Below are 20,590 nucleotides of genomic sequence, written 5' to 3'. Positions count from 1 at the left end.
GACAACCAAGCCCAATTAAGATGCGGGACATGACCCACGACGGCGCCCCCACTACCCCCGCCCCGAGCCCGCAACAGCACGACACCGCGCTCGACCTTTTGCGCGCCTACGCACTGATCTGCTTCATCACCTGGAGCGTCCTCGAAATCAGCCCCATGAAATGGTGGGGAGAGATGCTGCTCAGCGGCGTCAGCAGCACCGTGCTTACCCTAACCGCCGGCTACAGTCTCGCCGCTGCCGCCGCCACCCACAGCCGCCTGTACACCATCCAACGCGGCATCGCCGTCGCCATCGCACTTATAGCCATCGGACTTATCGGACAACACGCAGGAAGCTACGACCAATCCCTGCTTCTAAGCTCCATCGGCTTAGGCATCGCAGCCTTTAGCCTTATCAAACCCAACTCCTGGCTGGGCGCCGCCATCATCGTGCTCTTCGCCCTACCACTGCTTCTCGACTGGTTGAGCTACTACACCTCCGGCGGACAAACCGATGCCTACGAGATGGGCGGCGACGCCCTGTTCCTGCTCGGACCACTCGGCATCCTCATCGGCATCCTGTACTTTCGCACCGCCCCCAACAAGCTCTGGTGGATCCCCACCGCCTTAGGCATCGGCATCCACCTCTGGCGCCGCCACCTGCTGCCCCTGCCCGACTACGGCACCATCTACGTCGGCTCCGACATCTACCCCTGGCTGCCCGAAGCGCTACGCCCTTTCTCCGGCACCCCCTTCGACCTCATCGCCACCCTCTGCTGGGCCATCGCGCTCATCCACATCACCATCACCCTCTCCCGCGCCATCCACCGGAAAGCCCCCCAGCCCACCAGCACCACCCGCACACTCACCACCCTCACTTACCCGCTGACCAGCCTCGGACACCACCTGCTGACCGTTGTGGCCATCAACTCGGTCTTCCTTGTCGCCCTACTCACCTTCGCCCCAGCAGCCGAAGAACCCGAGCAAGCACCGCATGACGACGGCGCGGAAACCGCACTCTTCGACGACCCCCAAGCCCAAGCCGTGCGTGAGAAAATCCTGGCCGAGTTCGCCGATGATGCCGCCCACTTCACCAGCCTTGAGCAGCTCGTCGGCCGCGCCGACGACGTCAGCGGCACGCTGACCTACCTGTATTCCCCCGAAATGCTCGACATGACCTTCACCACCATCAACGAGCAAGACCTCATCGACGCCGGACTCATCAACCCCGAAACCCCAGACACTCCACCCATCGATTCCGATAGCCCCATCTACAACAACAGCCCCATCAAAATCCCCGGAGGAAACATCCTCTACCTCATCGCCATGGAACTGATCATCCTGGCCACAGCAAGCAGCCTCTGGCGACGCTGGCGCAACCAAGGGCCGGTAGAAAAAATCATTCTCCGCATCGCCCGCACCACCTAACACCCCCACACCTAACGAAAAAAGGGGCAGGGTGCTACCGGAACACACTCCGGCAGCACCCTGCCCCTGACTTTTTTCGGACTCCCTTAGAACGGATAATCCAACTCCGCAGCCGTCAGATCGCCCTCATTTCGCAGCGTCTGACAGGCCAAACGATCGCCGGCTTCGACATCGAAATCATCCAACACGTGGTTTTCCCGCATCCGCGTCTGCGGGCCTTCCACATGCACCCGGCACGCACCACAGCGCCCCATCTGGCAGGAATGCGGTGCCGGAATCCCGGCGTCCAGCATGGACTGCAACAGCGTCTTATCCGCCGGCCACTCGAAGCGGTACTCCACGCCATCCAGCTCGACGACGTTATCTCCAACAATCTCACTCATACCCACCAGCCTGGCACGAAGCTGACCCACATTCCACCCAGCACAACCTCGCCTGTTAAGGCATGATGAACTTTTTCACCGGCGAGGGATCCGGGGAACCCCCGGCGAAATGCAGCCGCGCCACATGGTCTTCGAACTCTTTTCGATCCAGGGCCTCTAGCACTTCTTCCTCCAAACCCGACAGGAGGGAGTGGGGAATGCCAGAGACTTCAACAATTTCGCCGAATTCCGCCACCGGGCGCGCTACCACCGTGTCCGCATCCGAAATGATCGACACCACCCGCAGCTCATCCGGAATGCGGGCCGGCTGGTGCACGTGCGCATACAGCTGGTCGTGGGCCGGGCCGAACAGGTGTCGGATTGCGAAACGTGTAATGGCGGTTCCTTCCAAGGGGTGCCCCTTAAACGGGGCGCCCAACCCCACCAGGGTGCCGATGCGGCCGGCGAATTCCGGCATGCTGGCCACCTGCAAACCCATGAAACCGCCCATGGAGTGGCCCACCAGATCCACCCGTTCGACCGTGTCCAAAATTGATCGCAAACCCCGCGCGATTTCCTGCTTGCCCCGGTACAGGTCACCCACCCCACGGGAGGAATATTCAATCGCTAGTGCTGGGACCCCGCAGGCGGCGACGCGGCGGGCGGGCTTTTCCAAATTGCCCGCCGAGCCGAAACTGCCGTGGAGGAACACCACCGGGTAGTCGCCGGGGCGCAGCGGGGCGGCGGTGGGCATTGTGCCGCGGCGCGGAATAAGGTGCATCAGGTTCAAAGTCATGGGCGAAACTCTTTTCAGTCTGCGCACACTTTAGGGGCGTGCGACACCACATGGGTTGGGGCAGTGCCTGCGGGTGGGGCACCCTCCACTGCTATTCAACGCGCTGCCCGGCAGATAAGTCCCGTGAGCGGCTATGGGGATGGTCACAGAACTTGATAAGCGGTTTAGGTCAGTTTGCGCAGCTGTTCGATATCGCCCACCACCAGGGAACGCACCCTCTTGTCGTAGGGCATTTGTTCGTGCAACACCATCGCAACAGGGAAGAAGTCTTGTACCCACATGCATTGTGCGCCTTTAAGAAAGCAGGACTCGGCGGGCACGACGGTGCTGTCGGTCTTGGTGGCGATGCAGGTGTAGCTGGTGCCGGGCAGGGTTTCGGGATGGGAGTTAAGGCGCTGCAAAAATTCGCTATCGGCAATTTGATCCATGCCGGCGGGGCCGAAGAAGCGGTCAATCAATTGCGTCATTTGGGTCGCGCGGCGTTCGTTAGTCACCCGCGTCGACAGCATTCCGCCTAGGGAAGTGCCGTGATTTGGGGTGGCCAAACAGACCAGGTGTTTGACGGGAATGTCGTGGAAGACCTGGCAGGCGCGCGCCACGAGCCCGCCTTGGGAGTGCCCCACCATGACGAGTTGTTCCGCGCCGGTGGCGTGGAGGACCTGCCGGCAATAGGCTGCGACTTCCTCTGCGTTGTCGGCCACGTGGTTGGTGGCGCGAGTGCCATAGGCCGGGGCGAAGACGGCCCAACCCTGGCGGCGCAGCTGGGCTCCGAGTTCCAACCAATCCCCATTGGACACAGTGGTGCCGTGGACGAGCACGACGGGCCAGGGGCGCGCCCGGGTGACTGTGGCCCGCCAATCGTCTTCAAACCATCCGCGGGTCGGCAGGAAGGTGGCAGCCGCTGCCGGAGCATGCGGGTTGTCGTTGCCGGTGGCCCGCGGTTGGGTGGCGCGGTGCAAAAAATAGGTCACGGTGGGTTGCCTTGTCCGAATCTAGGCGGGGTGGCGGTGTAAAACCGTCGGGACCCGTGGGAGGATTCCCGCCCACGGGGGTAGCGCGGGTGCCCCCATTTAGGTGGGGTAGGTGAAGTCCGCCATTTTCTCCGCGAGCGCCTTGTGCGCGGCGTCCATTTTATCCTCTTCGGGGCTTTCAACACCCGGGCCAGTGAAGTCAGACAGACCCCACGCCGGGAAGACGTGAATGTGTGCGTGGGGCACGTCGAAACCAATGATCATCTGCCCGGCACGCGGCGCATCAAACACCTCTACCTGCGCTTTTCCGATTGCTTGCGCGACGGCCATCACCTTGTTCAAGGTGGCGGGATCCAGGTCGGTCCAGCGGTCGACTTCCTGGGTGGGGATGACCAAGGTGTGCCCGTAGGTCTGCGGGCTGATGTCGAGGAAAGCGGCCACATCCTCGTCGCGGTAGACGAATCGGCCCGGAATTTCGCCTGTCAAAATCTTGCTAAAAACGGTGCTCATGTCCCCCCACGTTAGACTAATGAGCATGCGAATTCTCGTTATTGGTTCCGGTGCCCGGGAGCACGCCCTTGTGCAGGGCCTAGCTCAAGATCCCTCCACGTCGAAGCTGTTTGTTGCCCCTGGTAACACCGGCATGAGTGACGTGGCGACGCTCAAGCCGCTGGCTGACGTCACTGATAGCCAACAGTGCGTTGCTTTAGCGCGCGAGGTCGAGGCTGATCTGGTGGTCATCGGCCCGGAAATCCCGCTCGTTGCCGGCGTGGCCGACAGCCTGCGCGAGGCAGGTTTTGCGGTGTTTGGCCCAAATAAGGCCGCCGCCCAGATCGAGGGTTCAAAAGCTTTCGCCAAGGACATCATGAAGGCAGCCGGCGTGGCGACCGCCCACGCCCAGACCATCACCCCCGGCGCGAGTGATGAGGAGATCGAAGCTGCGCTGGATAACTTCGGCCCCACCTTCGTGGTCAAGGATGACGGTTTGGCTGGCGGTAAGGGCGTGGTAGTCACCCCGAACCGTGTCTCGGCTCGCGAACACGTCGACGCGGTGCTGGCTGCCGGAAACCCGGTGCTGCTGGAGACCTTCCTGTCCGGCCCCGAGGTCAGCCTGTTCTGCTTGGTCGATGGGGAGACCGTGGTGCCTTTGCTGCCCGCCCAGGACCACAAGCGCGTCGGTGATGGCGATACCGGCCCCAATACCGGTGGCATGGGTGCTTACACGCCGCTGCCGTGGCTGCCGGAAAATGGCGTGCAAAGGATCGTCGACGAGGTGTGCGTGCCGGTTGCCAAAGAAATGGTCAACCGGGGCACCCCTTATTCCGGTTTGCTCTATGCCGGCCTGGCGTGGGGCGAGGAAGGGCCGTCCGTGGTGGAGTTCAACTGCCGCTTCGGTGACCCGGAAACCCAGGCGGTGCTTGCGCTGCTGAAGACCCCGCTGGCGCAGCTGCTCAACGCTGTGGCTACCGGCACCCTGGCCGAGCAGCCTCCGCTGGAGTGGGAGGAAGGCTACGCCCTGACAGTGGTGCTGGCCGCTGAAAACTACCCCGCATCCCCGGCCACCGGTCACGTCATTACCGGCGCGGATGCGCCGGGCGTGCTGCACGCCGGCACCGCCCGAAATGAGGCCGGTGAGCTGGTCAGCGCCGGTGGCCGTGTGCTCAACGTGGTGGCTAAGGGTAAAACCCTTGAGCAAGCTCGCCAGGCAGCCTATGAGACCCTCGCCGGCATCAAGCTGCCGGGCGGACACTACCGCAGCGACATTGCGCTTCCCGCAGTTCAGGGCCTGATTTCCTGCCATGAGTCCTAAGAAGGATTCCCCGCGCCGCAAACCTGTCAGCAGCGCGCTGTCGCCAGCGCAGCTCGTCGCGGGATCATTTGCCTCCTTTGTGTTGATCGGCACCGTGCTGTTGTTGCTGCCGATTTCCCGCGCCGATGGCGCGGGCGGAGCGGACTTCGTCACCGCCCTATTCACCGCGACGTCGGCCACCTGCCTGACGGGCCTGATTGTGGTGGATACCGCCACCTATTGGTCCCACTTTGGTCAGGTCGTCATCATGCTGCTGATTCAGGCCGGTGGTCTGGGCATCATGACGCTGGCCACGATTGCCTCGTGGGTGATTGCGGGCCAGATCGGTGTGAAATCCCGCCTGAATGCTTCGGCCGAAGGCCGTGGCGCCCAGCTGGGTGACGTGAAAACCCTGCTGGTGGCCACCCTGAGTTTCACCGCCGCGGTGGAATTCATCATCGCGTGCTTTTTGGTGGTGCGTTTCCGTTTCGAATACGGCATGACCTGGGAGCAGTCCTTGTGGTGGGGTATTTTCCACTCGATTTCCGCCTTCAACAACGCGGGCTTTTCCCTGCACTCCGACAACCTGGTGCCGTTCGTTTCCGATGCGGGCCTGTTGCTGCCGATCGCGGCGGCCATCATGATCGGTGGTTTGGGTTTCCCGCTGCTGCTGGAATTGGCGTTGCGTTTGCGTCGTCGCACCCAGGGAATCACCCACCTGCCCCGCGTCAGCCTGACCACCAAGTTCGTGCTGATCGGTACCACCATCCTGATCACCACCGGTTTCGTTGGTTTCGGGCTGATGGAGTGGAATGGCGCGCTGAGCCACCTGAGCACTCGCGACAAGATTTTGTCGGCGTTTTTCCAGTCCGTGTCCACCCGTACCGCCGGGTTTAACTCGGTGGACTTCGGCGAGTTCCACCCGTCCTCGCTGATTTTGACGGACTTCATGATGTTCATTGGTGGCGGTTCCGGTGGTACCGCCGGTGGCGTGAAGATCACCACCGTGGCGGTGTTGGTGGCCGTGATGATCGCGGAGATTCGCGGCGATGATGCGATTTTGTTCTCTGAGCGTCGCATCCCGAACCGCACGATGCGTCAGGCTTTGGCCGTGTTCATGCTGGCTGGCCTGCTGGTGGCTTTCGCTATCTCCATCGTGCAGCTGATTGCCCCGGAGTTCACCACCCACCAGATCGTGTTTGAAGTCATTTCAGCGTTCGCCACCGTGGGCTTGTCGACCGGTATCACGGCCGCCCTGCCTACCGGCGCGAAGCTGATCATTACTGTGTTGATGTATGCGGGCCGTATCGGCCCGATCACCTTGGTTGCTGCCATGGCTGCTCGTGAGCAGCGCAGGCTGTACAACTACCCCGTCGAAAGGCCCCTCATTGGTTAACATGTTTCGCCCCAAGCAGAAGATTCCCCCAGTGGTGGTCCTTGGGCTCGGCCGCTTTGGTATGGCATTGGGGGAGGAGCTCGTCCACTCCGGCATCGAGGTTCTCGGTGTGGATGCTGACGAGTCGATCGTCACTAAGGCCGCCCCCTTGTTGACGCACGTGGCGGTGGCCGACACCACCAATATTGATGCTTTGCGCCAGTTGAGTGTGCACGAGGCCCCGCGTGTGGTCATCGGTATCGGCTCCGACATGGGTGCCTCCCTGTTGACGGCGTCCGCGGTCGTGGTGGATATGAAGGTGCCGAACGTGTGGGCTAAGGCGGATAACGCCAGCCACGCCAAGATTTTGTCGCGTATCGGTGTGCACCACGTGATCCGCCCGGAGCGGGACACGGGTCGTCGTGTCGCCCACCTGATTTCGGGCCGCGTGCAGGAGTATGTGGAATTCGATCGTGATTTCGCGATGGTGAAGCTGGCTCCGCCGATGTCGTTGATTGGTAAGCCGGTCTCCAAGGCTCCTGGCGAGGTGACCATTGTTGCGATTCGCCGCAATAAGCAGCAGTTCCGCCCGGTTACCCCGGATGATGAGATCGTTTCTGGCGATCTGATTATTGCTGCTGGTCGGGTTCAAGACCTTGAGCGTTTCGGGGCGAGCGACTAATGGCTCAGGTGTCCCCGCGCAGCCAGATTGAACCTTTTCGGGTGATGGATATCGTGGGTCTGGCGCATGAGCGCCAGCGCACCCACGGGGACGCCATCATGTTGTGCGTGGGACAGCCCGCGGCCGTGTTGCCGGATTCCGTGGCGCGTGCCGCGGCGAATGCGGATCATGGCTATACCCCGGTGGCTGGTCTGCCTGAGTTGCGGGAGCGGATTGCCCGTTGGCATCGCGAGACCTATGGGGTGGATACGCGGGCGGACAACGTGGTGGTGACTACGGGGTCTTCGGGCGGTTTGGTGGCGCTATTTGTGGCCTGCTTGAGCGCCGGGGATCATATTGCGATTACTGACCCGGGGTATCCGGCCTATCGCAATACCGCCAAGGCGCTGGATGTGGCGGTCGATATTGTGCCGGTCGGTCCGGAAGATCACTACCAGCCGTCGCCGGAGTTGTTTGAGCGCTTTGCCCCGCAGGCGCGGGCGGCGATTGTGACGTCTCCGGCGAATCCGACGGGCACCATTATTGCCCCGGAGCAGTTGGGGCGGTTGTGCCGGTGGGCCGAAGAAAAAGATGTGTGGTTGATTTCTGATGAGATTTACCACGGGTTGAGTTTTGGCCCGGAAACGGCCACCGCCCGGTCGTTTTCGCAGTCCGCGATTGTGGTGGGTTCGATGTCGAAGTACTTCACCATGACCGGTTGGCGGGTGGGCTGGCTGATTTTGCCAGATGAGCTGGTGGAGCCGGTGAAAAATGTGCAGGGCAACCTGGCGTTGTGTCCGCCGGCGGTGGGCCAGTATGCGGCGTTGGCTGCTTTTGATGACACGGCGAGTTTTGATGAGCTGGCTGCCCGTTATGCCACCAATTTGGAGGTGGCGTTGCCCGCTTTGGAAAAGATGGGCTTTTCTGTCCCCGTCGCCCCGGATGGGTCTTTCTACATTTGGGCGGATGGGGCACAATTGACAAATGATTCGCAAAAGTTCTGCGCCGATTTGCTGGATGCCACTGGTGTGGCGTTGGCGCCGGGCGTGGATTTTTCTGCCAGCCGCACCCATGTGCGGTTGAGCCTGTGCGGTCGCACGGAAGATTTAGTTGCTGCGCTTGAGCGTATGCAGGAATGGATAAAGAACTCATGAGCACCCCTAACGTTTTGGCTGGCCGTTACGCTTCTGCGGCGATGGTCGATATTTGGGCCCCGGAGAACAAGATCATTGCCGAGCGCAAGCTGTGGATCGCTGTGATGCGGGCGCAGGCTGAGCTGGGGGTGGAGATTCCGGCGTCGGCGATTGCTGATTATGAGCGGGTGGTGGATCAGGTTGATCTTGCTTCGATTGCGGCTCGTGAGAAGGTGACCCGTCATGATGTGAAGGCGCGTATTGAGGAGTTCAATGCGTTGGCTGGGCACGAGCACATCCATAAGGGCATGACGAGCCGTGATTTGACGGAGAATGTCGAGCAGCTGCAGATCCATTCGGCGTTGCGCCTGGTGGTGGAGAAGTCTGTGGCGGTGTTGGATCGGATTGCGCGCCGGGCTGCGATGTATCAGTCGTTGGTGATGGCTGGCCGTTCGCACAATGTGGCTGCCCAGGCGACGACGTTGGGTAAGCGTTTTGCTTCTGCTGCTGATGAGATGTTGGTGGCGGTGCAGCGTGCGGAGGAGCTGTTGGCGCGGTATCCGATGCGCGGTATTAAGGGCCCGATGGGTACTTCTCAGGACATGATGGATTTGCTTGGCGGGGAGGAGAATCTGGCGCAGCTGGAGGCGTCGATTGCGAAGCATTTGGGCTTTGATCGGGTGTTTGATTCGGTGGGCCAGGTGTATCCGCGCTCGTTGGATTTTGATGCGATTTCTGCGTTGGTGCAGTTGGGGGCGGGTCCGTCGTCGTTGGCGCACACGATTCGTTTGATGGCGGGTAATGAGACGGTCACGGAGGGGTTCAAGGAGGGCCAGGTTGGTTCTTCTGCGATGCCGCACAAGATGAATGCCCGTTCCTGTGAGCGTGTGGGCGGGATGCAGATTTTGCTGCGCGGCTATATGTCGATGGTGGCTGATTTGGCTGGCCAGCAGTGGAATGAGGGGGATGTGTTCTGTTCGGTGGTGCGCCGTGTGGCTTTGCCGGATGCGTTCTACACCATCGATGGCATGTTTGAGACGTTTTTGACGGTGCTGGATGAGTTTGGGGCGTTCCCGGCGATGATTGACCGTGAGCTGGAGCGTTATTTGCCGTTCTTGGCGACGACGCGCATTTTGATGGCTGCGGTGCGTGCGGGGGTTGGTCGTGAGACTGCCCACGAGTTGATTAAGGAGCATGCGGTTGCGGTGGCGTTGAATATGCGCGAAAACGGTGGCGAGCAGGATTTGATTGATCGTTTGGCTGCTGATGAGCGGATGCCGTTGTCGAAGGCGCAGTTGGACGAGGCGTTGGCTGATCGGGCGGCGTTTATTGGTGATGCGACTGGTCAGGTGGATCGGGTGTTGGCTCGGGTGGAGCAGTTGAAGGCTGCGCATCCGGGTGCCGCTGAGTACTGCCCGGGTGACATTTTGTAATGCGGGAGTTGTTGAGCGCCTCCATCACCGGTGTGCACGCCCACTGGGTGGTGTTTGGTTTGTTGGCGCTGGCGGCGCTGGTGGCGTTGCATGCTGTGCTGCATCCGCAGTTGCGGCGTGCGACGGTGAAGGCTGCTGTTGGTGCTGTGGTGACCACTGTGCTGGTGTGGTTGGTGCTCGAGGTGGTGTGGAAGCCTTTCCCGGATCATGTTCCGCTGGAGATTTATGTTGCTGGGGGTGTGGCGGCGTTTGTGGTGGCTGCGGCGATTGCGCAGCGTGGCCGCCGCATTCCGGTGGGGTTGGCTGCGGTGGTGGCGATTGTGTGTGGTTTGGCGGTGGCGAATTTTTCCTACCAGCAGTACCCCACGTTGGAGTCTTTGGATCCTGCGCCGAAGGCGGTGGAGGTCTCTTATGCGCAGTTGCCTGATTCGGTGCCGATGATTGATGGCCGCCCGGTGGGGGCGTTGGTGACGTTGGATCTTCCGGGTGAGAAGTCTGGTTTTCATGCGCGTCCGGCTAAGGCGTATGTGCCGCCGGCGTATTTTGCCCCGGAGAATCGGGGGAAGGATTTTCCGTTGTTGGTGTTGATGGCGGGTAATCCGGGCCGTCCGGTGCAGTGGTTTGGTTCTGGTGGGGCGGAGAACACTTTGGATGAGTATCAGTTGGATCATGGTGGGTTTGCGCCGATTGTGGTCAGTGTGGATGCGACGGGGTCTTTTTTGGGTAATCCGATTTGTGTGGATGGCCCGAAGGATAAGGTGCAGACGTATTTGGCGGTGGATGTGCCGGCGGAGTTGGAGCGTAAGTTCCGGGTTAGTGATCGGCGTAAGGCGATTGGGGGTTTGTCTTATGGGGGGACGTGTGCGTTGCAGGTGGTGACGAATCACCCGCAGGTGTATGACACGTTTTTGGATTTTTCGGGCCAGTGGGAGCCGTCGATTGGTACGCATGAGCAGACGGTGCAGGCGTTTTTTGGTGGTGATGAGGCGGCGTTTCGTGCGGTGAATCCGGTGGATTTGTTGGAGGCGGCGCAGGGTAAGGACACCTATCGGGGGATTGCGGGTCGTTTTGTTGCTGGCGAGTCCGATCCGGAGGCGGTTGAGGCGCTGAAAAAGATCAATGTTTTGGCTCTTGGGGCGGGGATGGATACGACCTTTGTGACGGTGCCGGGTGGGCATAGTTATCAGACGTGGCGGGAGGCGTTTCATATGTACTTGGATTTTGTGGTGGAGCGGGCGCAGCGTCCTTAAACGCCCTTGAGCGCCCTGAAACGTCCTAAGACACAAAAGACGCACAAGACGGTTCTCCGCCGTGGTGGGGCGGTGGGGTGCCGGTTGGTTTTTTGGGGGGTAGCTTTTGGGGTGAGGGGTGGGGGTGGGTGGGTGCGTTTCCACTAAGCGTGGGGTGTGTGGGCGCTAGTGTGGGGTGTGGGTGATGGGGGTGGGGGAGTAAAGGAAAAGGGCAAAACCCCTTGACGATATACCCCGGGGGGTATAGCTTGTGTGGTGTGGGGTGCATGGAATGTGCGCCCAGTGCTCCCGCCGCGACAGGTATCCATTGTCATTAAGGCGGGGTGGTTAGGTGCAGCCCACCTGCCGTATGCGTCTTTGAACAGTTCACCCAAGGAGTTTTCTCATGTGCCGTCCCGTTACCTGCAAGAAGTGCGGCAAGACCACCTGGGCTGGCTGCGGCCAGCACGTCGACCAGGTCATGCGCAACGTTCCGAAAAACCAGCAGTGCACCTGTGAGCGCACCTCCGGCGGCGGTTTCCTCTCCCGCCTGCTCGGCGGCTAGTACTGTGGTCGCAGCCGGTGGCCTGGCAGCATGCAGCACCGGTTGTGGTGTGTAGCCGATCGCTTACATTTTTTCTTCTTCACATCTCTTCTCCACGGCCGGGCGGGCACCTGCGGGAAAAAATCCTTGCTGGATTTTTCCCCCAGGTCTAGCCCGGCTGTCACCTACCTCCCTTAAGGGGTTGATTTTCACCATGGATTCGAACACCACACGCATCGTCATCGTCGGCGGGGTCGCCGGCGGCATGTCCGCGGCCACCCGCCTGCGCCGCCTGATGGAAGACGCCGAAATCATCGTCGTCGAAAAAGGCCAGTACGTCTCCTTCGCTAACTGCGGCCTGCCCTACTATGCGGGCGGGGTGATTGCGGACCGGGGCGCGCTGCTGCTGCAAACCCCGGAAAGCCTCAAAGCGCGCTTCAACCTGGATGTGCGGGTCGGCACGGAAGCCACCGCCATTGATGCGGACGCGAAAACCCTGACCGTGTCCACGGCACATGGTGAAGAAACCATCGCCTATGACGCCTTGCTGCTTGCCCCGGGGGCGAAGCCTTTCCTGCCGCCGATCCCCGGCATTGAGCGGGCGAAGTCCTTGCGCAACATCGACGACGTGGACCAGCTGGTGGGCGTGCTGGATGACAAGCCGAAAACCGCGGTGATCATGGGTGGTGGGTTCATCGGATTGGAACTGGCCGAAAACCTGCACGCCCGCGGCATCGCGGTCACCCTGGTGGAAGCAGCCCCGCAGATCCTTGCCCCGCTGGATGAGGAAATGGCGGCCATGGTCGACAACCACCTGGTGGAGATGGGCGTGGCGGTGCGCACCGGCCAGATGGCCACGGGAATTACCGACACCCACGTGCAACTCGACAACGGCGAGGAGCTGCCCGCCGACCTGGTGGTCGCCGCGGTCGGCGTGCGTGCCGACACGGAGCTGGCGAAAAACGCCGGTATCGAACTCGACCAGCGCGGCGGCATCCTCGTTGATGAGCAGCACCGCACCAACCTGGCCGACGTGTACGCCGTCGGCGACGCCGTCGCCAAACGCGACCGCCTCGACAACGCCAGCGTCCACGTGCCGCTCGCCAACAGCGCCAACCGCGACGGCCGCACCGTCGCCGACATCATCGCCGGCCTGGCACCCGCCACCGAACTGGCCGGCCGCGCCGGGGACGCCGACAGCCGCGGCCGCATCGGGGTGCTCGGCACCGCCATCGTCGGCGTCGGCGGGCTGGTCGCCGCCTGCACCGGGTGGAATGAGCGCACCGCCAAAGCCCGCGGCGTGAACTACCGCACCATCCACACCCACCCCTTCAACCACGCCACCTACTACCCGGGGGCGACCCAAATGTCGCTCAAACTCGTCTTCGACGCCGACACCTACCGCATCCTCGGCGCCCAGGCCGTCGGCCGCGAGGGCGTGGACAAGCGCATCGACGTGCTCGCCACCGCCATCGCCGGCGGGCTCAAAGTCACCGACCTGGCCGGCATCGACCTGGCCTACGCGCCCCAATTCGGGCTCGCCAAAGACCCCGTCACCATGCTCGGATTCGTGGCCGACAACATGCTCGCCGGGGTATCCGACACCGTCGACATTTTCACCATGGACACCATGGTCGCCGACGGGCACAAAATCCTCGATGTGCGCACCCCCGGCGAATACGCCGCCGGCAACATCCCCGGCGCCACCAACATCGAACTCGACGCCCTGCGCGACAACATCGAAGCCATCCGCGAACTCGCCGGCGGCAAAGATCTCATCGTGCACTGCGCCGTCGGCGTACGCGGTCACAGCGCCGTGTGCCTGCTCGCCGGGTACGGCATCGGCGCCAAAAACCTGGCCGGCGGCTACAAAACCTGGGCCGCAATGGATGCAAAACGCCAGCGCAGCGCCTAAACACCCGCCGCGCGGATGCCGAAGTCACCACCGCCTGCAAAACGGCGGCGCGGGTAACCCAAGTACAGCCCGCGCCCGCATTCAGATAACCTTTAAGTCTCACCGGCCGGCCGAAGATGATGTGGCTGGCCGCGCACAAAAAGGATTCGAAAGGGGAAGACACCCTCGATGGAAATCGATCCAGAAACCGTCAAGCCGGCACTCACCCGACTCAAACGCGCCAACGGACAACTCGCAGCCGTCATCCGCATGATTGAAGAAGGCCGACCCTGCGAAGACATCGTCACCCAAATCGCCGCTGTCTCCAGCGCCGTGGACCGGGCCGGATTCACCATCATCACCCACGGGATGAAGGAATGCTTCCGGCATGATCCCACCGGCGAATCCGTCGACAGCAAAAAACTCGAAAAAATGTTCCTCTCCCTGCGCTAAACCCCGCGCAGCCCTTGAGGCACCAACCCCACATTTAAGGCCCTTTGGCGCAGCACCGCTGGCACCAAAGGGCCTTAAAACATGCCCACACACCCCACCCCACAACCCAACAGTGCCCCACCCACCGGGCTTTAAGCGATACAGTTTTTCCATAGACCACACCACGCGCCCCCCACAGCGCACCCACCACACCAGCGCGGAAGACAACCCCACCCCATGCTGATCGCAGTCCTGTCCCTCATCGTCATCGTGGCCGCCAGGTTCCTCCCCTTCGACTTCGCCGCCACCCTCACCCCTGACTGGTGGCAACTTCTCACCGCGGGACTCACCGACGCCACCATCATCGGCAGCATCTTCAGCGCCCTATGGATCTTTGTGCTGCTCTACCCGGCGGCGAAAAAACTCGGCCCCACCACCACCTGCATCGTCATCGTCTGCGGACAACTCATCAGCGCCACCATAGGACTCGGGGCGGCGTGGGTGGTCTCCCAAGCCGGCGGGCGCTGGGCTGAAGAATTCCACCACGAGCTCTACCTCACCCCCTGGCCCTGGATCTTCTTCACCGCTACCTTTGCTAGCGCCCACTTCAGCGCCCTATGGCGCCGCCGCATCCGCATCGGCACCCTCACTCTCGCCGCCACCCTCCTGCTGTTTAGCGGCACCCTCTCCGACTTCCCCCTCATCGCCGGCACCACCACCGGCATTATCGCCGGGCAACTCCACGCCGGCCGCGGCTTTAGCCGCCCCCGCACCTCCCGCCGCGAAGCCCGCATCCTCATCGCCACCGCCCAACTCGCCACCCTCGCCGGGCCCGTCATCACCGCCACCATCCCCGGCGGCAGCGGCATCTTCCACAACTCCATGCTGCTCACCGGCGCGGACGCACTCAGCCGCAACGAAGCCATCCGCATCTGCGCCGAACAGGCCGGATGGGCCGGAAACCCCCACCAACCCACCAGCGGCTGCACCCACCTGCTCGCCGGCAACGCCTTCAGCTACACCGCCAGCATGGCCACCAACATCCTCCCCCTCATCGTCGTCGCCGTCATCGCCCTAGGCCTCGGGCGCGGGCGCCGACTGGCCTGGTGGCTCATGCTCACCAGCCACCTCATCGCCCTGAGCATCCTCACCACAGCACTCGCCGACACCAACCCCACCACCGCACTCGATATCACAGACGCCCTCGGCGCCGTGCTACCCAGCACCCTTGCACTCATCCTGCTGCTGGCCACCAAAACCCTGTTCACCATCCCCTCCACCCGCACCACACGGGCACTAGCCGCCACCGCCGCACTCACCGCCGCCACCTACACCCTCTGGGCGGCCAGCAGCTTCATCCTGCGCCACCACTTCACCCCCACCTGGACCACAGCCGACTTCGGCCGCGTCATCCTGCCCCACGCCATCGGCCACACCCGCACCCACCTACCCCACGGCGCCGCCGCCTGGGCCGCCACCGCCACCCCCACAATCATCTTCTGGTGCGGGCTCGCCATCATCATCTACCTCGCCCTCATCGACACCCCCCGACCCCCACACAGCCAGAACCAAGCCCGCCGCATCTTCACATCCGGCACCGGCGACCACTTAAGCGCCATGACCCTATGGGACGGCAACCACTACTGGTTCCACACCCCCACACCGCAACACCACCAGCCCGATCAAACACCTGCCCTCGCCTACGTCGCCTACCGCATCCACGCTGGCATCGCCGTCACCCTCGGCGAACCCGTCATCGCCCACACCGACAACCCCCACGACATCGACAGCATCCGCCACGACGCCGCCCAAGGCTTCGAAAACTACGCCAGCGAACAAGGACTCACAGTGGCCTGGTACTCCGTACCCGACACCTTCACCCGCCCCGGCTACAAACCCGTCCAAGTCGCCCAAGAATCCATCATCCCCACCAGCGACACCGTCGCCTTCACCGGCAAAAAATTCCAAGACATCCGCACCGCCCGCAACCGCGCCACCAAAGAAAACATCACCGCCACCTGGACCACCTGGGATGAAGCCGGAAGCGGCATGCGCGAAAAAATCATCGAACTCTCCGAACAATGGGTCAGCGACAAAGCACTGCCCGAAATGGGATTCACCCTCGGCGGCATCAACGAACTTAAAAACGCCCGCCTGCTGATCGCCGTCGACGACACAGGCCACCTCCACGGCATCACCAGCTGGCTCGAAACCAAAAACAACGGGCACACCCGCGGACTCGTCCTCGACTTCATGCGCCGCGACGCCGAAGGCTTCCGCCCCGTCGTCGAATACCTCATCGCCGAAGCCGCCATCAGCGCCCACGAGGAAGGCCTCGACTTCATCAGTCTCTCCGGCGCACCCCTGGCCCACGAACCCACCCCCGGCGACACCCACCAACCCAGCCCCCTGGATAACCTGCTGGACTACATCGGCCAAACCATGGAACCCCTCTACGGCTTCCGCTCCCTGGCCAGCTTCAAGAAAAAATTCCGCCCCCAACACCACAACTGGGTACTGCTCTACGAAGACGAACTCACCCTCCCCGCCATCGGGCTAGCCGTTGTCAAGTGCTACCTGCCCACCATGGACATCCACGACATCGCCACCACCGCCCGCGAACTGCGCGCCGGGCACACCAGCTAACCCACCCGGTTGCGGCGCTGGATGGGTGGGACAGAAAGGCACTACGGGGGGTAGGGGTTAACCCCGCGCAGACGCTATCTGGCAACCGGCACCACTACAGTGGGAACACGTGAGCAGCTTAAATGATTACGAGCGCATCGCCGCCGGCAAAGTACGCGAAATCTACTCCGTCGATCCGGACACATTGCTGATGGTGGTCTCTGACCGCATCAGCGTGTTCGACTACATCCTCGACACCCCCATCCCGGACAAGGGCAAGATCCTCACCGGGATGAGCAAGTTCTTCTTCGACACCATCGACTTCCCCAACCACCTGGCAGGCGAGTTGGATGATGAGCGCATCCCGCGCGAGGCGCGCGGCCGCGCCATGCTGGTCAAAAAGCTCGACATGGTGCCCTTCGAGTGCGTGGCCCGCGGCTATCTGACCGGTAGTGCGTTGAAGGAATACCGCCAGACCGGCACGGTGTGCGGCATCGAACTTCCCGAAGGGCTTACTGAGGCATCCAAGCTGCCGGAGCCGATTTTCACCCCGGCCACCAAGGCGGAGCTCGGCGATCACGACGAAAACGTCTCCTTCGAGTACATGGTCGACAAGCTGGGGCGCGAATCCGCCGAACAGCTGCGCGACGCCACCTTGTCGATCTACTCCCAGGCCGCAGCCATCGCGGAGAAAGCCGGCATCATCCTGGTGGACACCAAGTTCGAATTCGGGCGCGACGAAAACGGCCAGCTGGTGCTGGCCGACGAGGTCCTCACCCCGGATTCCTCCCGCTACTGGCCGGCCAATAAGTACCAGGAAGGCCAGCCCCAGCCCAGCTTCGATAAGCAGTATGTGCGCGACTGGGTGGCAGCCAACACCACCGACTGGGACAACATCCCCTCGCTTCCGCAAGAGGTGGTGGCCGCGACCCGCGCCCTGTACGTGGATGCCTATGAAAAGATCACCGGCCAGAGTTTTGAGGACTACCTCAACCAGCTAGCGTCCTAACCGCTCAGCGCGAACCCACCAGCCTTTACAGGCCGGTGGGTTTTTGGTTGTGCGGTTGTCTTGCTTCGGTGCGGGGTGGCCGCTGGTGCGTAGGATGGTCGGCATGTCTAATGCCTCGAATTCTTTCGCTGAAGTCACCGCCCCGGTCGCCGCCAAGCGCCCGATTGTGCGCAGCCACCACGGCCGCGAGTTTGTCGACGATTATGAGTGGTTGCGTGAAAAGGCCTCGCAGGAGGTCCGCGACTACCTGGATGCGGAAAACGCCTACACCGAGGCCCAAACCGCGCACCTTGCCAACTTGCGGGAAAACCTTTTCACCGAGCTGAAAAACCGGGTGAAAGAAACCGACATGTCGGTGCCGACCCGTATCCGCGGCTGGTGGTACTTCACCCGCACCCAGGAAGGCAAAAGCTACGGGATGGTCTCCCGGGTGAAGGCCACCGGGGCTGCCGACGAGGTTCCTCCCACGGTTGATCCGGAAAAGCCCCTGCCGGGCGAGCAGCTGCTGCTGGACTGTAACGAGCTGGCCGAGGGGCACGACTTTTTCGCCATGGGCACCTCCACCCCGAACGATTCGGGCACGGTGCTGGCCTACTCCACCGATACCGCCGGCGATGAGCGCTACACCCTGGTGTTTAAAGACCTAGCAACCGGTGAGCTGCTACCTGACCGCCTGGAAAACATCGACGGGGGCGGCACCTGGCTGGGTGATGATTACTTCTTCTACACCCGCGTGGATGAGGCCTGGCGCCCGTACCAGATTTGGCGCCACAAGCTCGGCACCGATGTGGCAGACGATGTGCTGGTCTTCCAGGAAGACGATGAGCGTTTTTGGTTGGGGGTGGGCACCACCCGCAGTGAAAAGTTCCTGCTGGTGGCGGCTGGCTCGAAGATCACCAGCGAGGTGTATTACCTGAATGCGGATGATCCGGAAGGGGAGTTGACGCTTATCCGCGAACGCGAATCCGGCCTGGAATACGACGTCGATCATGTGCAGGTCGCCGGCGAGGATTATTGGGTGGTCACCCACAACGCTTTCGGTCCGAACTTTGCCGTGAGTGTGAACAAGGTGGGCGAAAAGCTGGAGTTCGACCAGTCCCACACCTTGGTGCCGCACCGCGATGATGTGCGCATCGAGGGCATTGATCCCTTCCGCGACTACCTGGCGTTGGGCTATCGTGCCGGCGGCATTGGCCGGTTGGCGATCATGGATCTCAAGCACGGTGCCCCCAACCCGGATGCTGCCGAGGGGTCGGTGGCGAAGCTGTTTGGCACTTTCGAGCAAATCGACTTCGACGAGGAGCTGTATACCTGCGGGATGAGCGCGAACCCGGAGTGGGATGCGCAAGTGTTGCGCATCAGCTACGGCTCTTTCACCACCCCGGGCACCCTGTACCAGCTGGATCCGGCCACCGGCGAGCGGATTGTGCTCAAGCAGCAGGAAGTGATCGGCGGCTACGACCCGAGCGAATACACCTCCACCAGGTTGTGGGTGACCGCGGAAGACGGGGTGCGCATCCCGGTGTCGCTGGTGCACCGCGCGGATTTGGATCTGGGCCAGCCGAACCCGGTGCTGCTTTATGGCTACGGCTCCTATGAGCACTCCATTGATCCGGCGTTTTCCCTGATCCGGATGTCGCTGATGGATCGCGGCATCATTTTTGCGGTCGCCCACGTGCGCGGCGGCGGGGAGATGGGGCGCGGCTGGTACGACACCGGCAAGACGGTGACGAAGAAGAACACCTTCACCGACTTCATCGCGGTGGCCAAGGATCTGCTGCGCCGTGGCGTGACCACCCGGGAGCAGATGGTGGCATCCGGTGGTAGTGCCGGCGGGTTGCTCATGGGCGCGGTCGCCAACATGGGTGGCGAGTACTTCCACGCTATCCACGCCGCAGTGCCCTTTGTGGATCCGCTGACCAGCATGTTGATGCCGGAGCTGCCGCTGACTGCCACTGAGTGGGACGAGTGGGGCAACCCGCTGGCGGAGGTGGAGGTGTATGACTACATGGCCTCCTACGCCCCCTATGAGAACGTGGAAGCTAAGCAGTACCCCAACATTTTGGCGGTCACCAGCATTAACGACACCCGCGTTTTGTATGTGGAGCCGGCCAAGTGGATCGCGAAGCTGCGCGCTACCGCAACGGGTGGGCAGTTCCTGCTGAAAACGGAGATGGCTGCTGGCCACGGTGGTGTCTCCGGTCGCTATGACTCCTGGCGCCAGGCCGCGTTTGAGTATGCGTGGATGATCAACCAGATCACCGGTCTGACGGAGTAGTTGCGGTTTTCACCCCCGGTTTTCCAACCCCAACATTTTCGCAACAATGTTGTGGTGAAAATCGGGGGTGAATGCTATTCGGTTCCGGTGTGGGGTGGGGGAGTGTATCGGCCGCCGGGGGTCGGCGGGGGTGTTGAGGGGGTAGCCTGTGTGGGTGAAGTGGGGGCATGTCAATTTTGTGCCAGATATTAACTTTTCGCATGGCGGCAAGCCACCACGCCTAGGGGCAAAAAGGGCATGAACTGCATGAATAGAAACGTGGTGATCCCGAAAAATTCACAGATGTGGAGCCTGTCACAAAATTCGCCACACTGTGTCACGTAACAATTAGGTATCGAATCTACTGCTTAAAGGAACTCTGGGAGACAGTACCCCCATGTGTGTACTAACTTTTTAAGAGGTTTATTCCAGCTCACGCGCTGCCGCCTACGTGGAATGGGGAAACCAAGCAAATAACTTCACCCAAAGGTTTTTCGCCAACCTGCACGCACCCCCATTGTGGGCACCAACCACAGTACGGGGTACGGGTCAGCCCGCACCACCCATCGGCCCACACCGGCACCGATGGTTTCACCCGCCCGATGCGGACAAAGCGCCCCGCGTGCACGTTTTCACCGCGCCCACCCAAGCCGCCTGGCTGGGGCGGGCGACGA

General features: G+C 62.0%; 17 protein-coding genes. 13 read left to right on the top strand and 4 right to left on the bottom strand.

Annotation, left to right across the window (positions count from 1 at the left end):
- The first annotated feature begins 29 nt into the window (after positions 1-29).
- The gene (locus CAQU_RS10470; protein WP_075727530.1) at positions 30-1,406 is read left to right on the top strand and encodes a hypothetical protein; all 1,377 of its coding nucleotides are present in this window, start codon (positions 30-32) and stop codon (positions 1,404-1,406) included.
- A gap of 86 nt (positions 1,407-1,492) precedes the next feature.
- On the opposite strand, the gene CAQU_RS10465 is transcribed toward CAQU_RS10470, so the two are convergent.
- The 4 genes from CAQU_RS10465 to CAQU_RS10450 all read right to left on the bottom strand — a co-directional run bounded on the left by CAQU_RS10465 (position 1,493) and on the right by CAQU_RS10450 (position 4,045).
- A complete protein-coding gene (locus tag CAQU_RS10465) occupies positions 1,493-1,789 on the bottom strand; it encodes a 2Fe-2S iron-sulfur cluster-binding protein (RefSeq protein ID WP_075727528.1) in 297 nt (98 codons plus the stop codon).
- A 55-nt stretch (positions 1,790-1,844) separates the two neighbouring features.
- Positions 1,845-2,564 carry an alpha/beta fold hydrolase gene (locus CAQU_RS10460; RefSeq protein WP_075727526.1) on the bottom strand — a complete coding sequence of 240 codons (720 nt, stop codon included), beginning with the start codon at positions 2,562-2,564 and terminating at the stop codon, positions 1,845-1,847.
- A gap of 164 nt (positions 2,565-2,728) precedes the next feature.
- Positions 2,729-3,535: an esterase/lipase family protein gene (locus CAQU_RS10455; RefSeq protein WP_245797261.1), complete on the bottom strand. Its 807-nt coding sequence runs from the start codon at positions 3,533-3,535 to the stop codon at positions 2,729-2,731.
- A 99-nt stretch (positions 3,536-3,634) separates the two neighbouring features.
- Positions 3,635-4,045 (bottom strand): HIT family protein, encoded by a 411-nt coding sequence (locus CAQU_RS10450; RefSeq protein ID WP_075727524.1) that lies wholly within the window; start codon positions 4,043-4,045, stop codon positions 3,635-3,637.
- A 25-nt stretch (positions 4,046-4,070) separates the two neighbouring features.
- Between CAQU_RS10450 and purD the strand changes: the two genes are divergently transcribed.
- The 12 genes from purD to CAQU_RS10395 all read left to right on the top strand — a co-directional run bounded on the left by purD (position 4,071) and on the right by CAQU_RS10395 (position 19,937).
- On the top strand, positions 4,071-5,345 hold the full coding sequence (purD, locus tag CAQU_RS10445) for a phosphoribosylamine--glycine ligase (RefSeq protein ID WP_075727522.1): 1,275 nt from the start codon (positions 4,071-4,073) through the stop codon (positions 5,343-5,345).
- Positions 5,335-6,720 carry a TrkH family potassium uptake protein gene (locus tag CAQU_RS10440; RefSeq protein ID WP_075727520.1) on the top strand — a complete coding sequence of 462 codons (1,386 nt, stop codon included), beginning with the start codon at positions 5,335-5,337 and terminating at the stop codon, positions 6,718-6,720. The genes purD and CAQU_RS10440 overlap by 11 nt, the downstream gene beginning before the upstream one ends.
- Before the next feature lies 1 nt (position 6,721).
- The gene (locus CAQU_RS10435; RefSeq protein ID WP_075727518.1) at positions 6,722-7,381 is read left to right on the top strand and encodes a potassium channel family protein; all 660 of its coding nucleotides are present in this window, start codon (positions 6,722-6,724) and stop codon (positions 7,379-7,381) included.
- 44 nt (positions 7,382-7,425) lie between these two features.
- On the top strand, positions 7,426-8,514 hold the full coding sequence (locus CAQU_RS10430) for a pyridoxal phosphate-dependent aminotransferase (RefSeq protein WP_245797260.1): 1,089 nt from the start codon (positions 7,426-7,428) through the stop codon (positions 8,512-8,514).
- On the top strand, positions 8,511-9,926 hold the full coding sequence (gene purB / locus CAQU_RS10425; RefSeq protein ID WP_425429696.1) for an adenylosuccinate lyase: 1,416 nt from the start codon (positions 8,511-8,513) through the stop codon (positions 9,924-9,926). The genes CAQU_RS10430 and purB overlap by 4 nt, the downstream gene beginning before the upstream one ends.
- Positions 9,926-11,176: an alpha/beta hydrolase gene (locus CAQU_RS10420; RefSeq protein ID WP_075727512.1), complete on the top strand. Its 1,251-nt coding sequence runs from the start codon at positions 9,926-9,928 to the stop codon at positions 11,174-11,176. Before purB ends, CAQU_RS10420 begins: the two co-directional genes overlap by 1 nt.
- Before the next feature lie 385 nt (positions 11,177-11,561).
- On the top strand, positions 11,562-11,720 hold the full coding sequence (locus CAQU_RS12855) for a hypothetical protein (RefSeq protein ID WP_169836041.1): 159 nt from the start codon (positions 11,562-11,564) through the stop codon (positions 11,718-11,720).
- 193 nt (positions 11,721-11,913) lie between these two features.
- A complete protein-coding gene (locus CAQU_RS10415) occupies positions 11,914-13,614 on the top strand; it encodes an FAD-dependent oxidoreductase (protein WP_075727510.1) in 1,701 nt (566 codons plus the stop codon).
- A 168-nt stretch (positions 13,615-13,782) separates the two neighbouring features.
- Positions 13,783-14,046 (top strand): metal-sensitive transcriptional regulator, encoded by a 264-nt coding sequence (locus tag CAQU_RS10410; protein WP_075727508.1) that lies wholly within the window; start codon positions 13,783-13,785, stop codon positions 14,044-14,046.
- 216 nt (positions 14,047-14,262) lie between these two features.
- A complete protein-coding gene (locus CAQU_RS10405) occupies positions 14,263-16,671 on the top strand; it encodes a phosphatidylglycerol lysyltransferase domain-containing protein (protein WP_075727506.1) in 2,409 nt (802 codons plus the stop codon).
- 109 nt (positions 16,672-16,780) lie between these two features.
- Positions 16,781-17,659 (top strand): phosphoribosylaminoimidazolesuccinocarboxamide synthase, encoded by an 879-nt coding sequence (locus CAQU_RS10400; RefSeq protein ID WP_075727504.1) that lies wholly within the window; start codon positions 16,781-16,783, stop codon positions 17,657-17,659.
- 103 nt (positions 17,660-17,762) lie between these two features.
- Positions 17,763-19,937: a S9 family peptidase gene (locus CAQU_RS10395; protein ID WP_075727502.1), complete on the top strand. Its 2,175-nt coding sequence runs from the start codon at positions 17,763-17,765 to the stop codon at positions 19,935-19,937.
- The last annotated feature ends 653 nt before the right edge of the window (positions 19,938-20,590 follow it).

This window comes from Corynebacterium aquilae DSM 44791 (assembly GCF_001941445.1).
Lineage (GTDB): Bacteria > Actinomycetota > Actinomycetes > Mycobacteriales > Mycobacteriaceae > Corynebacterium > Corynebacterium aquilae.
Note: the sequence above shows the minus strand (reverse complement) of the source record. Positions and strands in the feature narration are given on the sequence as shown.